This window comes from Erythrobacter sp. S57(2025), assembly GCF_057365055.1.
Genome location: NZ_CP200299.1, coordinates 620,367 through 635,985, shown reverse-complemented (window position 1 = coordinate 635,985; position 15,619 = coordinate 620,367). Strand labels below are relative to the sequence as shown.

Annotated in this window: 15 protein-coding genes; 9 read left to right on the top strand and 6 right to left on the bottom strand. The window is 57.1% G+C overall.

The window, feature by feature from the left end:
• Positions 1–30 precede the first annotated feature (30 nt).
• From purM to AC0V6N_RS02970, 3 genes are read left to right on the top strand one after another with little or no spacing between them, the layout of a single operon-like run.
• Positions 31–1,128, top strand: coding sequence for a phosphoribosylformylglycinamidine cyclo-ligase (gene purM, locus AC0V6N_RS02980; RefSeq protein WP_486170105.1), 1,098 nt, complete (start codon positions 31–33; stop codon positions 1,126–1,128).
• Position 1,129: 1 nt separating this feature from the next.
• Positions 1,130–2,110, top strand: a complete 981-nt coding sequence (gene purN, locus AC0V6N_RS02975) for a phosphoribosylglycinamide formyltransferase (RefSeq protein ID WP_486172413.1) — start codon at positions 1,130–1,132, stop codon at positions 2,108–2,110.
• 12 nt (positions 2,111–2,122) lie between these two features.
• Positions 2,123–3,325 (top strand): sulfotransferase family protein, encoded by a 1,203-nt coding sequence (locus AC0V6N_RS02970; RefSeq protein WP_486170104.1) that lies wholly within the window; start codon positions 2,123–2,125, stop codon positions 3,323–3,325.
• Between the two features lie 3 nt (positions 3,326–3,328).
• Here the strand turns inward: AC0V6N_RS02970 and ndk are convergent, their stop codons facing one another.
• The 5 genes from ndk to AC0V6N_RS02945 all read right to left on the bottom strand — a co-directional run bounded on the left by ndk (position 3,329) and on the right by AC0V6N_RS02945 (position 6,434).
• Positions 3,329–3,751, bottom strand: a complete 423-nt coding sequence (gene ndk / locus AC0V6N_RS02965) for a nucleoside-diphosphate kinase (RefSeq protein ID WP_486170103.1) — start codon at positions 3,749–3,751, stop codon at positions 3,329–3,331.
• Positions 3,752–3,848: 97 nt separating this feature from the next.
• The gene (locus tag AC0V6N_RS02960) at positions 3,849–4,364 is read right to left on the bottom strand and encodes a hypothetical protein (RefSeq protein ID WP_486170102.1); all 516 of its coding nucleotides are present in this window, start codon (positions 4,362–4,364) and stop codon (positions 3,849–3,851) included.
• A 16-nt stretch (positions 4,365–4,380) separates the two neighbouring features.
• Entirely contained in the window at positions 4,381–4,824 is a 444-nt protein-coding gene (locus AC0V6N_RS02955) for a DNA polymerase III subunit chi (RefSeq protein ID WP_486170101.1), read from the bottom strand.
• Positions 4,821–4,973, bottom strand: a complete 153-nt coding sequence (locus tag AC0V6N_RS02950; RefSeq protein WP_486170100.1) for a DUF2256 domain-containing protein — start codon at positions 4,971–4,973, stop codon at positions 4,821–4,823. Before AC0V6N_RS02950 ends, AC0V6N_RS02955 begins: the two co-directional genes overlap by 4 nt.
• Before the next feature lie 6 nt (positions 4,974–4,979).
• Positions 4,980–6,434, bottom strand: coding sequence for a leucyl aminopeptidase (locus AC0V6N_RS02945; RefSeq protein WP_486170099.1), 1,455 nt, complete (start codon positions 6,432–6,434; stop codon positions 4,980–4,982).
• Positions 6,435–6,592: 158 nt separating this feature from the next.
• On the opposite strand from AC0V6N_RS02945, the gene AC0V6N_RS02940 reads away from it, so the two are divergent.
• From AC0V6N_RS02940 to AC0V6N_RS02915, 6 genes are all read left to right on the top strand, one after another.
• Positions 6,593–8,899: an LPS-assembly protein LptD gene (locus tag AC0V6N_RS02940; protein WP_486170098.1), complete on the top strand. Its 2,307-nt coding sequence runs from the start codon at positions 6,593–6,595 to the stop codon at positions 8,897–8,899.
• A gap of 261 nt (positions 8,900–9,160) precedes the next feature.
• Complete coding sequence (locus AC0V6N_RS02935; protein ID WP_486172412.1) at positions 9,161–10,474, top strand: peptidylprolyl isomerase; 1,314 nt, start codon at positions 9,161–9,163, stop codon at positions 10,472–10,474.
• Between the two features lie 12 nt (positions 10,475–10,486).
• Complete coding sequence (gene pdxA, locus AC0V6N_RS02930) at positions 10,487–11,503, top strand: 4-hydroxythreonine-4-phosphate dehydrogenase PdxA (protein WP_486170097.1); 1,017 nt, start codon at positions 10,487–10,489, stop codon at positions 11,501–11,503.
• Entirely contained in the window at positions 11,496–12,317 is an 822-nt protein-coding gene (gene rsmA / locus AC0V6N_RS02925; RefSeq protein WP_486170096.1) for a 16S rRNA (adenine(1518)-N(6)/adenine(1519)-N(6))-dimethyltransferase RsmA, read from the top strand. Before pdxA ends, rsmA begins: the two co-directional genes overlap by 8 nt.
• A 107-nt stretch (positions 12,318–12,424) precedes the next feature.
• Positions 12,425–12,811 (top strand): PilZ domain-containing protein, encoded by a 387-nt coding sequence (locus AC0V6N_RS02920; RefSeq protein ID WP_486170095.1) that lies wholly within the window; start codon positions 12,425–12,427, stop codon positions 12,809–12,811.
• A 101-nt stretch (positions 12,812–12,912) separates the two neighbouring features.
• Complete coding sequence (locus tag AC0V6N_RS02915; RefSeq protein ID WP_486170094.1) at positions 12,913–13,509, top strand: hypothetical protein; 597 nt, start codon at positions 12,913–12,915, stop codon at positions 13,507–13,509.
• Positions 13,510–13,521: 12 nt separating this feature from the next.
• Here AC0V6N_RS02915 and AC0V6N_RS02910 read toward each other — a convergent pair whose 3' ends face one another.
• Complete coding sequence (locus AC0V6N_RS02910; protein ID WP_486170093.1) at positions 13,522–15,618, bottom strand: malate synthase G; 2,097 nt, start codon at positions 15,616–15,618, stop codon at positions 13,522–13,524.
• Position 15,619 lies beyond the last annotated feature (1 nt).

The following is a 15,619-nucleotide window of genomic DNA, read 5'->3' as shown; positions in this document are numbered from 1 at the left end:
TTCCAAGCCTGAAAGGCTAAAGGAAGCGTCATGGACGGCAAAAATTCCCCATATACTTACGCCGATGCAGGCGTTTCGATCGAAGCGGGCAATGCCCTTGTAAAGGCAATCGCCCCATTGGCGAAAGCAACCGCAAGGCCCGGCGCCACCAGTGAGCTGGGGGGATTTGGAGGTTTCTTCGACCCAAAGGCCGCTGGTTATACAGACCCATTGCTGGTCGCGGCGAATGATGGCGTTGGCACAAAGCTAAAACTCGCCATTGAACATGACCGCCACGATAGTGTTGGGATTGATCTGGTCGCAATGTGCGTGAACGATCTCATTGTCCAAGGCGCGGAGCCGCTGTTTTTCCTCGACTATTTCGCAACTGGAAAGCTTGAAAACGGTATTGCCGAGCGTGTTGTTGCCGGCATTGCCGATGGCTGCAAGCTGGCCGGATGCGCGTTGATTGGGGGCGAAACAGCAGAAATGCCGGGCATGTATGCCGATGGCGACTATGACCTTGCAGGCTTTTGCGTAGGCGCGGTTGAGCGCGGCGAGCAATTGACTGGGGAACGGGTCGCGGCAGGAGATGTATTGATCGGCCTTGCCAGTTCGGGCGTGCATTCCAACGGATATTCACTGGTGCGGCGATTGGCGGAAGATAAGGGCTGGAAACTCGAGCGCCCTTCCCTGTTCGATCAAGACCGACTGCTGATCGACGCCTTGATTGAGCCAACCAAGATTTACGTCGCCAGCCTACTACCGCTAATTCGAGACGGACTGGTAAACGGACTTGCGCATATTACGGGCGGTGGTTTGCTAGAGAATATCCCACGTATCCTTCCGCAAGGTGCACATGCCCAAGTTGATGCCGACCTGTGGGATCAGCCGCGTTTGATGGCTTTCCTGCAAGCACAGGGCGCGATCGAGCCTGCTGAAATGGCCCGCACATTCAATTGCGGCGTTGGCATGGTGCTGGCGGTTTCGCCTGACCAAGCGGATGCGGTGAGAAAGCGCTTGATTGACGCAGGCGAAGAGGTCGTGCGCATCGGCGAAATTGCCAGTGGTAAACGTGGTTGCACCGTTCGCGGCAGCCAAGGCACCTGGTCGGCCACGTCCGATTGGGAGGCGATGCATCTTGGCTAAGATCGCAGCCCAAAAGGCCAAAATAGCGATCTTTATCTCCGGCAGCGGCACCAATATGGCCGCTATCCTCTATGCCAGCCGCCTTGAAAACGCGCCTTTTGAAATCTGTCTGATTGCCAGCAACAACGCCGATGCAGGCGGATTGCGGCTCGCGGAATTGGAAGGAATTCCAACCTTCGTCCACTCGCACAAAGGCCATTCGCGTGCCGCGCATGATGCTGCGATGGAGCAAGCGGTGGTGGAAGCAGGCGCTGATTATCTCGTGCTCGCTGGATATATGCGGATCTTGTCGGACGCCTTTGTTGAAAGATGGGAGGGCCGCATTCTCAACATCCATCCTTCTCTGCTTCCGAAATACAAGGGCCTCGACACACATGCACGCGCAATTGAGGCGGGCGACAGCCATGGCGGCGCGAGCGTTCATGTGGTGACGCCAGAATTGGACGCTGGCGAGGTTTTGGCACAGGCACGCGTCGTGATTGCAACGGGTGACACGCCCGACACCTTGGCAGAGAGGGTGAAGCTTGCTGAACACCAGCTCTACCCTCGTGCGGTTGTCGATTACGTGTCACGCGGGAATGATCCTGACTTCTTGCTTGGCAAGCTGCGCACACTCGCATTGGCGCTGCCGGAAACGCACGAACGTGAAAGCCACGGCGCACCCGGGTTTCGCGTGGGGAGCGAGAAGTCAGGCAAATTTTTTGCCTATTTCAGAGACCAACACCACGGCAGCGAACATATGGCTCTGCTGGTCAAAACCAGCGGCATGGATGAACTGTTGGGCCTGATAGAGAGCCAGCCGGACACGTACTATAAGCCCGCCTTTTACGGCGCGAGCGGTTGGGTCGGTGTGATCTTGAACCGGCCCCATAGCGCAGGCGGCGTTGATTGGGAACATATCGCTGGGTGGTTAGAGCGCAGCTGGCGAAGCGTTGCGCCCGCACGGCTAACCAAGCTGCGCGATGCGGCGGATATGTTTTGATGGCTGCGCCTCGTGGCTAAAGAAGTGCGCGACCATCCACTTGCGCGCGGGAAATGGGCGGACCGGGCGAACAATTTCCTCACCAAAGCATGGGCCAAGGGCTGGCTGCCCGAACCTGCGTTAAGTGCTGAGGCGCTGTGGGATCTAGCAGGCAAGGCGTACGGTCATCGGGCAAGCGAAGTCGAACATGGCGGCCGCAACCGAGAGGACGTGGCCGATTTCCGCGCGCGTTTGGACCGGCTCTGCACCGCCGTAGTCGAGGAAGCAGACCTCAATGCGCTGGGCCGCGCGATGGCCTATGGGCAATTGTTGCGGGTGGTGAAAAACCGGCTTGCCCTTGGCGAACTTTGGTTGAAACGGCCTGAATTGTTGGAAACGACCCTCGCCCAACCAATCATCGTAATTGGCCATATGCGATCAGGCACCACGCGCATTCACAAACTTCTTGCAGCGGACCCTGCGCATTCGCACACGCGCTATCGCGATGCCTATCATCCAGTGCCCTCAGCCTTGAATGGTGTAAAGAGTTCGATTGATCTGGCGATGCTTGAGCTGCTCAACCCTTGGCTGCAATCGATCCACCCCATGGCCGCAGGCGAGGTAGAGGAGGAGCTCGCTTGGATTGCCGCGGCGCTCAATCATTCAATTTACGAATCGCAGTGGTGCATCCCGACTTATTCGGCGTGGAGCGAGGCGCGCGATCCTGCGCCCATTTACCGTGAATTCAAGCGCATGTTTCAGACAGATGCCGCATTGAGAGGCATCGCGGAGAGACCACGCATCTTGAAAGTTCCCGCCTTCGCAGAGGATCTGGACTCGCTGCTCACACAATTTCCTGATGCACGCATTGTGGTGGCAAAGCGCGATCTGGATGCCGTGTTGCGCAGCGCTGTTTCTCTTGCAGCAAACCAAATGACCATCCAGTCTGACACGTGCGACTTGGCGCAGATCGAGGCGCTTTGGCGGCACAAGCTTGAGCTGCGCGAAGAACGAATGGCAAACGCGCTTGGTCTTTGGGATGGCCCGATCACTCGGCTAACATTCGACGCGCTCAATGCTGATTGGGAAAGTGAGATTAGCCGCGCATATTCCGAACTGGGCCTTCAATTCTCACCTCAAGCCCTAAACGCAATGCGCGCGGCAATGACGGGTCAAGAAACCGGCCATCACCGCGCGCATGCGGATCAATTGGAGCGCTTCGAGAAGCACTCCTGAAGCTTAGCCAACGATTTCGTCGTCGTTGAAGAAGAACGCGATCTCAATCGCAGCGTTTTCTTCGCTGTCCGAACCGTGGACGGTGTTTTCACCAATCGACAGAGCGTGTGTCTTGCGGATTGTGCCTTCTGCGGCATCCGCAGGGTTAGTCGCGCCCATAATGTCGCGGTTGCGGGTGACGGCGTCTTCACCTTCGAGAACCTGGACAACCACTGGTTCGCTCATCATAAAGTCGACGAGTTCACCAAAGAATGGGCGCTCGGCATGAACGGCATAAAAGCCTTCAGCCTGCTCGCGGCTCATGTGAATGCGCTTGGATGCAACAACGCGAAGGCCAGCGCCCTCGAGCATGGCGGTAACCGCGCCAGTGAGGTTACGCTTTGTCGCGTCAGGCTTGATGATCGAAAATGTGCGGGTAACCGCCATAGTGATTTCCTTGATAATAGAAGCGCGCAAATTTGCGCTAAAGGGGTGATTTCCGGCGCGCCGATAGCCGTGCGCGGGATTGAGTTCAAGTGCTAGCTCAGTTGAGCCCCTGCCCCACGGTCAATTGAGCGGTCGTTGTTTGAGCGCCCTCTCCGTCCTCCGATGGGTAAGCGGAGACCAGCAATGTCACACCGCTTGCGCTTTCTCCGACCATTAGCATCCCGTCATTGATGCTAGCCTCGGTTTCAATTTTCACACCTGCGCTCTCGGCCTGTGCTCGGTAGAATTCGGCGATTTCGCTCGGCTGAATGTCGGACGTGAAAATGATGACAGAGCCTTTGCCATCAGCGGTGTCGATTACCGTGTTGCTGACGATCTTTGCGCCTTCCATCACTGTAAAGCCGCCTGGCAAGTCCACGGGAACATCTGAGCCGGTGCGCATGGAGGCTGCGCCTCCTTCGGTTTCGATGGTCATACTGGCTTCGCCGGTTTCACTATCGACCGAATATTCGCCTGCCTCGCTATCTTCGGCGTCTGAGGTGCCACTCCCGGACCCACAAGCGGAAAGCGTGATTGAAATTGCGGCCGTGGCTGTGATGGCTAGAAAACGCATTGCTATTGTGCCCCCCCTAATGGACTGAAGCGACCTTAACCCACTTGCCGCCATCTTGCCGGAAAAATGATCGCTCCAGGCCCTCTGCGTCGTCCAACGACTTCCAAGTTCCGCGCGCAGCCTGTTTGGTCTCTTCGTCAAACAACAGAAACGCGCGGTCAAAACCGGCGGGATCGCGATAAACGCCATCAGCAAAAATCACATGGTTGGCAGAGTTTTCTGGTGCAGGCGTATCCGAAATGAGGATCGGCTGACGATCCGCCCCCGTTTCACCCACATTCCCATTGGCCAGAAAGCTTTCAGGTCCGCTGTTCCAAAGCTCGCGCGAAATGGCTTCGCGTTGGTCCGCATCTGCACTGACGACCAGCAGCCTCTCACCCGATCCAAGCACGCGCTGGGCAATCAGCGCAACGACCTTTTCAATCGGGTCATGTGAGAGCTGCCAAAAATCCACCTTCATGAGGCCGCCTTTTTGTTTCGCTTACATCGCTCCGAACAATAGCGGACATTGTCCCAGTCGCGCTCCCATTTCTTGCGCCACGTAAACGGCAGGCCGCATGCCTCGCAGATCTTTGACGGAAGGTCAGATTTCTTGCGCATGCGCGCCATGAAATCTTACTCCGCGTTGTCTGCGATGAACTGGTTGATCAGCCGCGCGCCATAGCCGGTTGCGCCCTTGTCCCAGCTGTGTCCCGGCTTGTCCGACCACACGGTGCCGGCAATGTCGCAATGCGCCCATGGGGTGCCGTTCTTAATGAAGCGGTGAAGGAATTGCGCAGCAGTGATCGAGCCTGCGCCGCGTGGGCCAACATTCTTGATGTCGGCGATCGGCGAATCGATCAGCTTGTCATAGGCAGGCCCGATTGGCAGGCGCCATAGCTTGTCGCCTGTCGCTGTGCCCGCGCCAAGCAATTGGTCGGCCAGATCGTCATTATTCGAGAACACGCCAGCATGTTCGTTGCCCAGCGCAATAATCATGGCGCCTGTCAAAGTCGCAAAGTCGACGATGCGCGCTGGCTTGAAGGTCTCTTGTGTCCAGTGAAGCGCGTCACACAAAACCAACCGCCCTTCGGCATCGGTGTTGAGGACTTCAACCGTTTGACCGCTCATTGTGGTCACTACATCACCGGGGCGCTGCGCATTGCCGTCGGGCATGTTTTCGACCAGCCCCATCACAGCGACAACATTAGCTTTGGCTTTACGTGTGACGAGCGCAAGCATTCCGCCTGCAACTGCGCCTGCGCCGCCCATATCCCACTTCATGTCCTCCATACCGGGAGGCGGCTTGAGCGAGATCCCGCCAGTATCAAATGTGACGCCCTTGCCCACAAACGCAGTCGGCTTTTCATCGCCTCCACCATTCCACCGGATCGCTAGCAAGCGCGAGGGGCGCTCTGAGCCCTGACCAACGCCCAGCAATGCGCCCATGCCAAGCTTCTCCATCGCAGCCTCGTCAAGGACGGTGACCTCCGCACCTGTTCCCTCAAACGCCTCTTCGCAAAGCGCGACGAAGCTTTCGGGGTAGAGGATGTTGGCCGGCAGAGTGATCAGCTTCTTGGTGAACTCTACGCCCTTGGCAATCGCGGCCTGCTCTTCCCATGCCGCCTCGGTGCCTTCGGGCGCGCCGACAACGTGCACCTTTGTCAGCGTGACCTTCTTGTCGTGCGAAAGTTTCGTGCGGTAATTGTCGAAATGCCAAGCGCGCAGACGCACCCCTAGCAAAACCGCCGCAGCATCTTCGCCTGAAAGCGATGCGCGACCTAGGTCGACGACCATCTCGCTTTCGCCAGAGCGCAAATATTTGGCAGTCAGCGCAGCGCCAGCACGCTCCAGATTAAGCGCGCGTGTCTCGGCATCAGGCTCACCTGCACCGGCTACCGCAACGCGCTTTATAGCGCCGTCCATACTCGCAAAACTCTCAAAAACTTGACCAGCGCTGCCCTTGAACCGAGCTGCCGATGCGCCTTCCGCAATCGCCGGGTCGAGATCGCCCAGCGTTTCACCTTGATTGACGATCCGAGCCATAAGGCGAACATTGGAAGGGACAGAGGTGGTGAAAAGGATTTGCATGTTGGCTCCGAATAGATCGCAGGCACTTTAAATGGCCGTAGTTTGAAAGCGTTCCATTGCGGCTGAACCGATGCTCTTGCACGGCTCATCCGGAACAAAATTGTCGCCTCCGGGAATGGCATTTGCGATTAAGCGCGAGCGGTGCAATAGGCAAGGCCATGACGGGAGTTTCTAAGGCAGGCAGGCGCAATCGCCGACATGGCCTTTCACACTGCATGACCAGCCCCTTTGGGCTTGGGGCCCTTGCGTTGCTTTGCGCAGGACTGGCCGTGCCTGTTTCCGCGCAGGATGCTGCAGTTGAAACCGACATTGGTGATGAGGCCGAACAAGCGGCAACTCCTGCGAACGAAAGCGCAGCGCAACAGCGCGAAATTGATTTCGAAGCTGACCAAGTCACATATGACGACAATTCGGGCCGAGTGATCGCGCGCGGCAACGTCATCTTGCGAAATGAAGAGGCCTCCGTTCGCGCAGATGAGGTTGAATGGGACCAATCCGGTGGATCCATAGTCGCGCGTGGCAATGTGCGGTTGGTGGACAAGATCGGCAATCAGGTGTTCACCGAAAGCGCTGAGCTAACCGACACATTTGAAACAGGCGCGATGGAGGATTTGCTCCTCGCTCTGCGTCAAGGTGGCAGGCTCGCCGCTCGTTCGGCTGAGCGCGGCGAAGATGGCACTGTTACACTCACCGACGCCGCTTATTCTGCATGCGCTGTCACTGGCGAAGATGGCTGCGCGAAGGACCCAAGTTGGCGCATCACCGCCGACAAAGTCACTTATGATGACCAAGAATCGCGCGTGACCTTTGATGGCGCGATGCTCGAGCTGTTTGGAGCGCGCGTTTTGCCGTTGCCCGGCCTTGCGATCCGAACCGATGGCCGCGCTGAGACTGGCTTTTTGGTGCCAGACATCCGGTTCGATCAGGTCAATGGCCTTGAGCTCTCTGCAGACTATTACATCCGCCTTGCTGACAACAAAGACCTATCAGTCGGCGCATCGGTCTTCAGCGATGTGGCGCCGCTTGCCCGCGCACAGTGGCGTCACCTGACCGAAAAAGGCGCCTATCAAATCACCGGCTATGCAACGTCTAGCCGCCGTGTCTCCAACTTTGGCGGAACACCCACAACGTCGAGTGATCCGCGCGGCTATCTGTTTGCCAATGGCAAGTTTCTGTTCTCGCCCGAGTGGACGCTCACGGGCTCAGTGAGGCTGGCAAGCGACCGCACGTTCCTGCGCCGTTATGATCTGTCGCGCGATGACCGGTTACGCTCGACCATCAATCTGGAGCGGATCGACGATAATTCCTATTTGAGCCTCGCCGGTTGGGCGACTCAGACCCTGCGCATTAACGCCGAGCAAGGGCAGATCCCGCTCGCCGTGCCAGCGTTTGATTATCGGCGCATTTTGGAAGACCCTCTGCTGGGCGGCGAAGTTCAATTGCAGGCCAACACGCTCAGCTTGATCCGCAATGAAGGGCAAGACACACAGCGCGCCTTTGCTGGCGCACGCTGGGATTTGCGGCGGCTCACTGGACTTGGCCAAGTGGTCACTGTCACCGGTTTGGTTCGCGGTGACGTCTACAACACGCAGAATACTCTCGCGACGCTCACCGAGGTTTATCGCGGCAATGAGGGCTGGACCACGCGCGGCGTTGCGACCGCAGCAGTGGATATTGAGTGGCCATTTGTGGGTGAGGCGTTTGGTGGCACGCAAGTCCTCAAACCTCGCGTGCAGATCGTCGCAAGTCCGCCCATTCGCAATCTCGCCGTGCCCAATGAAGACGCACGCGCGATTGATCTTGAGGATTCGAACCTGTTCGCGCTCAACCGCTTTCCTGGATACGACCGGGTCGAGGACGGCACCCGCATCACTTGGGGTGTGGATTGGGAACTGACCAAGCCGGGCTGGCGGGTAAAGACCAATGTCGGCCAGTCTTACCGTTTCAGCGCGGACCGGCAGAACTTCCCCGACGGCACGGGCTTGTCAGAGCGCGTCTCTGACTTTGTTGGCCGCACCGAAGTGCGTTTTCGCAATAACCTTGCTTTCACCCACCGCTTCCGCATCGACAAAGACAATTTTGCGATCCGTCGCAACGAAATCGACGCGACCATCGGCTCACAGCGCAATTACATTGAGCTGGGCTATTTGCGATTGAACCGCGACATTCAAACGGTCGAGGATTTGCAGGATCGTGAGGAATTGCGCGCCGCGGGACGGTTCACAATCGGGCGGCACTGGTCAGTATTTGGTTCAGGCGTGTTCAACCTGACTAGCGCTGATGAAGACCCCGTCTTCTCGCCTGATGGCTTTGAACCAATCCGCACTCGCATCGGTGTGGCCTATAGCGATGATTGCATAGAGTTTGGCGCAACATGGCGGCGCGACTTCATTAGCGCAGGGGACGCGGAGCGAGGTAACTCATTCCAATTCTTCTTTGCTCTGCGCAATCTCGGCTTCAGATAAATCACGCGGCCTAGGATAAGCTGCGCACATGCGTTGGCAGAGCGCGGAAAAGGGGTTAAGGCGCTCGTTAACGCACTCAGCCTGTGTTCAGCCATCGTGCGGCAGACAGGTAACAGGGCAAATACGGCCATCGCTGCGCCAATCGGCAATGCGGGGCTGTTCCTAAGCGCAAAGAGGGGACGCGCTGGGGCCATATATTTGAACAGTTCGGGACTTGGACACGTGACTTTGAACGCATTTTCGAAGACTTTTGCATCACTTATGGGCGCAGGATTGATAGCACTCGCTGCGACCTCTGCGCCTGCACAAACGGCCGGCGTGCCGACTGCGGATAACCCCTTTGGCATCCCTGAGAACTTCACCGTTTTCGGCACGGACAATCCCAATGAGCGCAGCGCAACAGCGGTGGTGAACGGCTATGTGATCACCGGCACAGATATCGATCAGCGCGTATCGCTGGTCACAAACGCAGCCGAGGCGGAAGTTTCCGAAGAAGAAAAGCAACGCCTGCGCGGGCAAGTGCTGCGCAATCTGATCGACGAAACTTTAAAAATTCAGGCAGCAGCAGCGCAGGAAATTCCAGCCGAACGCGCTGCGGTGGAGCAAACCTATCAAGCTCTTGCCGCGCAAAACTTTGGCCAGAACCCTGAGCGGATGGACGAATACCTCGCCACGATCGGGTCTTCTCCTACCGCACTTAAACGCCAGATCGAAGGCGAGCTTGCGTGGGAAAACCTTCTGCGCCGCAATATCACGCCCTTCATCAACGTATCGGAAGCCGAAGTGACCGACGTGCTGGCACGTCTCGAGGCGTCACGCGGGACTGTCGAATATCGCCTTGGCGAGATTTACATGAATGCGACTTTGGAAAACCGCGCGCAGGTGCTCCAGAACATGCAGCAGGTTATGCAGCAGCTCGAAGCAGGCGGCAGCTTTGTCGCCTATGCGCGTCAGTTCTCCGAAGCTTCAACCGCGGTTGTCGGCGGCGACACTGGCTTCCTGCGCCTGGCAACTTTGCCGCAACCAATGGCCCAAGCCGTTGAGCAGATGCAGCCTGGCCAGCTGGTTGGTCCGCTTGAAATTCCGGGCGGCTTCACGATCATCTACATGATTGACCGTCGCCAAGTGCTCGGTGCCGATCCACGCGATGCTGTTCTCAGCCTACGCCAAATTTCGATCTCCTTCCCTGAGGGCATGAGCGAGGCCGATGCCAACGCGAAGATCGAAGAGTTTGGCGCTTACATCCAAACAATCCGCAGCTGCTCTGAAGCAGAAGGCGCGCGCGATGCCGTGGGCGCAACGGTTGTAGCAAACGATCAGCTTCAGGCACGTCAGCTGCCCGAACAGCTACAAAACATCCTGCTCAATATGCAGGTTGGCCAGACCACCCCGCCCTTTGGCAGCCCCGAAGAAGGTGTACGTGTTTTGATGCTGTGCGGCCGCGATGATCCAGAGGATGCCGGCGCGCCTGACTTCCAAACGGTGATGAATTCCATGGAAGAAGAACGCATCAACAAACGCGCTCAGCGTTACCTGCGCGATCTGCGCAACGACGCATACATCCTCTATAACTGATCGCAGGGTTTGGTGGGCAATTCGGCTGATCTCCCGCTTGCGGTATCGCTTGGCGATCCAGCGGGGATCGGGCCGGAGATTGTCGCTGCAAGCTATGATCAGCTGAAATCAGACTCACGTCCCTTCTTTGTGATGGGCGGCGCGGATGTGCTGCGAGCAGCGTCGGCAAAGCTTCAATTGCCCAGCTCGATTATTCCAATTGAGGAGCCTGCCGAGGCGGCGGAAGCCTTCACCAAGGGCCTGCCCGTTATCGCGGGTCCGGACGCCTCCTATTCACCGGGCGAACCCGTTGAAGATGGTGCCGCTTTAGCTCTATATTCACTTGCCGAGGCCACGCGCAGCGTGCTGCTGGGACAAGCAAGCGCACTCGTGACAGCGCCTGTGAGCAAAGCACGATTGGGCAAGGTTGGCTTTGAATACCCCGGCCAAACTGAATTCTTGGCGCATGTCTGTGGCCTCGCGCCCGATGATGCGGTGATGATGTTGGCAGGCCCTACTTTGCGAACTGTGCCGCTCACCGTCCACGTCGCAATTGCTGAAGTGCCGCAGCTTCTTTCAAGCGAGTTGATCATGCATAAGGCCCGCATAGTCGCCGCTACACTCACACGCGACTTTGGTATCTCGAAACCTCGCCTCGCTATTGCGGGTCTCAATCCACATTCGGGAGAGAACGGACAGTTTGGCGATGAGGAAGGCCGCATGATCGAACCTGCCATTGCGCTTTTGCGCGAAGAGGGTCTGGAAGTGAGCGGCCCCGTTCCAGGTGACGCGCTGTTCACACCCATCATGCGCGGCGGCTATGATGCAGCATTGTGTATGTATCACGATCAGGCATTGATCCCGATCAAGGCGCTGGAATTTGACCAAGGTGTGAATGTCACCCTCGGCCTGCCGATCATCCGCACCTCTCCCGACCATGGCACGGCGTTCGACATTGCTGGCACCGGTAAAGCGCAACCCAGCGCAATGATCGCCGCAATTAAGATGGCCGATACCTGCGCAACTGCCCGCGCCGCCGCCAATGGCTGACCTGCCTCCCCTGCGTGAAACGATAGCCACTCACGGCCTGTCCGCGTCCAAGGCGCTGGGGCAAAACTTCCTTTTGGATGAGCAATTGCTGGACCGTATCGCGGCGCTTCCTGGTGATCTCAAAGGGGCAAGTGTTCTTGAGGTTGGTCCGGGGCCCGGCGGCTTGACCAGGGCGCTGTTACGTGCCGGCGCAATTGTGACGGCGATCGAAATGGACAGCCGCTGTCTGCCCGCTTTGGCAGAGTTAGCCGAAGCATTTCCTAGGCAACTCAACGTGATCGAGGGCGACGCGATGAAGCTCAATCATGGCAAGATCATGGGTGATGGACCATTCCACATCCTCTCAAACCTACCCTATAATGTCGGCACAGCCCTTTTCGTAAAGTGGCTGAGCGGCGATGACTGGCCACCGCAATGGCTATCGCTCACCCTCATGTTCCAACGCGAAGTGGCAGAGCGGATTGTCGCAAAGACGGGCACCAGCGCATATGGCCGCTTGGCCGTTCTGGCCCAATGGCGCGCCAACGCAAAGCTTGCGATGAAAGTCCACCGCAGCGCCTTCACTCCGCCCCCCAAAGTGATGAGCGCAATTGTCCATGTGAGCCCCATCATCGCCCCTGATGGCGTATCTGCGCGCAAGTTAGAACGCCTGACCGAAGCCGCCTTTGGTCAACGCCGCAAAATGCTCCGACAAAGCCTGAAAGGTGTTGAGGGAGCGTTGGATGCGCTGGATCAGGTTGGCATTGACCGCACCCGCCGCGCGGAAACTGTTAGCGTTGATGAGTTCGTGCAGATCGCCCGCGAACTTGGTTAATTTCGAGTATCCTTGTTTGCGAACCTCTTGAGCGGAATTACGTATCTACACCCATGGCTAGAGACCGTTTCCGGACTGACCATCCGGGCAGACACAGTTGAGCCATTATGAGCTTTCTTGAAACACGCCAGCAGGCCGTGCGCGCCGACCAGCGCAGGACTGGGCGATTTACAGTCGCAATTCCTGCGACTTTTAGAACTGCAAGCGGTGATCGCCAGTGCCGGATCGCCAACATTTCGGACAATGGCGCAAAGCTTGAAACTGATGCCCCGCCTTCAAGCGGCGTTTCCGGCATGCTGGTGATGGGCACACAGGAAATCTACTGCACCGTCATTTGGGCCAATGAGGCCGCCTGCGGCATCGAGTTTGAACGCTCCATCGGCGAAGCCAAGCTGGCGGATATTGCAGGGGATCAAGCCAGAAGAGACGGTCCCATCGCGAATGCAGGTAACATTCAGATGGGCCGCAAACGCGGCGCACTTGTATCTCGATGAAAGTGTGGCTGGCAGCCTGACATTGGACTTTCTCACTACACGTTTCTTTAAGGGCGACATCCTAATTGCGTGGTGATTTTTCGAATTTGAGAGGTGAAAAGATGTTTGGGTTCAACAAGGCTAAACGATTGATCGAAGGACCGGTCGAATTCACTGCTGAAGTCGAAATCGCACGCCCGGCGAACGAGGTTTTCCCTCTGATCGACATTACAGACTCGCGCTTCAAAGAAGTGCAATTGGGGGCAAGTGTCGCCCCGGCTGTGGGATCAGAGAACGTTTTTGAGCTCACCAGTGATATGATGGAAGATGTTGTTTTCCGGTTTACTGTGCTCGAAAGAGTACCCGGCTGTTTGATGAAAATTCAAGCCGTTATTGAACCAAAGATCAACGCCCTCGAAACATCGTTCGAAACTCATGAGATTGAGCCGACCGGCGACAATTCCTGCCGCGTCAAACTGACTACAAGTGCCTCATTCGATGCAGAGCTTTCCGACGAAGAAGTGGCCAGCGAAATCGCAATGATGAATCGGGCCGTGATCGGCGACATGGAAAAACTCAAGGTCCTTGCCGAGGATGGCCTCGAAGCGCTTGAAGAGATGCAAGAAGCCGAAATGGGTTTTGATATCGAAATCGGCTTGGACGATCTCGAACTCGAAGAACTCGATATCGATTGGGACGATATCGAACCAGAGCAGTAATCTGACTTGCGCCTAACCCGCTTTCTTGCGCAATCTCCATGAATGGAGCAACGGCTCGGTGTAGCCCGATGGCTGCTCCACACCTCTGAAAATCAGATCACGCGCCGCGCTGAAGGCAGGGCCGTCCTCATTGCCGATAAGCGGCACATATGACGGATCATCCGCATTTTGCGCATCGACCTTGGCCGCCATGCGGGTGAGACTGTCCAAAACCTGCTCCTCAGTCACGATGCCGTGAAGCAGCCAATTAGCGATGTGCTGGGATGAAATACGCAAAGTGGCGCGATCTTCCATCAGGCCAACATCATTGATGTCAGGTACTTTGGAGCAACCCACACCTGCATCAACCCAGCGGACCACATATCCGAGCAGTCCTTGCGCATTGTTATCAAGCTCGTCGCGACGCTCATCCTCTGGCCAATTGGTATCGCTCGCAAGCGGAATGGTGAGGAGCGCATCGAGGCCCGCAGGTTTGGGCAAGTCCTTTTGCAGGTCGAAGACATTTTCCTGATGGTAGTGCAGCGCATGGAGCGTCGCAGCCGTGGGCGATGGCACCCATGCGGTGTTGGCCCCTGCGCGTAGATGCCCGATTTTCTCGACCATCATCTGCCCCATCAGATCGGGTGCGGCCCACATGCCTTTGCCGATCTGCGCTTTTCCTGAAAGGCCGTGAGCAAGGCCAATCGCAACATTGCGCGCCTCATAGGAACCAAGCCAATCAGAGCCCTTCATCGCCCCTTTGCGCATCATGGGACCAGCTTGCATGGAAGTGTGAATTTCATCGCCGGTACGATCGAGGAAGCCTGTGTTGATGAACACAATCCGGTCGCGCACGGCGTGGATACAGGCAGCAAGATTGGCAGAGGTGCGCCGCTCTTCATCCATCACGCCGACCTTAATCGTATGGCGCTTAAGGCCGAGCAGGTCTTCCACTGCATCGAACAGGTCGTTGGTAAAGGCGCATTCTTCGGGCCCATGCATCTTCGGCTTCACAATGTAGATACTGGCGTGTTTGGAATTCCCAAACTTGGCGTGTCCTTCGACGTCCAATGTGCTGATCGCGGATGTGAACACTGCATCCATAATGCCTTCGGGAATTTCAGAGCCATCGGGCAGTCGGATCGCCGGATTAGTCATGAGATGGCCGACATTGCGCACAAACATCAGACTGCGGCCCGAAAGAGTGTGGTCGGCGCCATTGCCGTCTTTGTAGGCCTTGTCCCCGTTGAGAGAACGGGTGAGCGTCTTGCCGCCCTTTTCAAAACTTTCTTGCAAGTCGCCGCGGATGATACCTAGCCAATTGGTGTAGGCGAGCAGTTTATCCTCCCCATCGACCGCCGCGACCGAATCCTCGCAATCGGCGATGGTGGTGAGTGCAGCTTCGATGTTGATGTCGGCAATACCCGCTTTGTCGCTGGCACCCACAGGTGTTGATCGGTCGAACACGACTTCGATGTGAAGGCCATTGTTCTGAAACAGCAGACCTTTTTCCGTGAAGCCAACCCACTGGCTTTCATCCTGCAATTTGCCGTCGTGCTCGTCCTTAAGGTCAGCCCAGCTCTGGTCGACAAGCGGCAGCGCCCCATCGAGAAATTCGCGGCCACGCGCGATTACGGCATCTCCGCGCGCTTTGTCATAGCCGCCGGGATTTGCGGGCGGCGCATCAAGAGCATCCGTGCCATAAAAGGCATCGTAAAGGCTGCCCCAGCGCGCATTGGCAGCGTTCAGCAGAAAGCGCGCATTTAGGATCGGCACCACCAATTGAGGGCCAGCCATTGTCGCAATCTCAGCATCGACATTCTGCGTAGCGATCTGGAAGTCACCGGGTTCGGGAACGAGATACCCAATCTCGCGCAAGAACGCCTGATATTCAGCCGCATCATGATGCTTCCCACGCCGCTCGACGTGCCAAGCGTCAATTTGAGCCTGCAGGTCTTCGCGCTTTTCCAGCAGTGCTTTGTTGCGGGGTGCATAATCGGCAAGCAGCGCGGCAAAACCGGTCCAGAACGCGTCAATATCGCGACCAAGAGGCGCCAAAACTTGCGTATCAAGGAGGTCCGCGAGCCGCTTATCAACCGAAAGGCCTGCGCGGGTGATCATGTTGGTCATT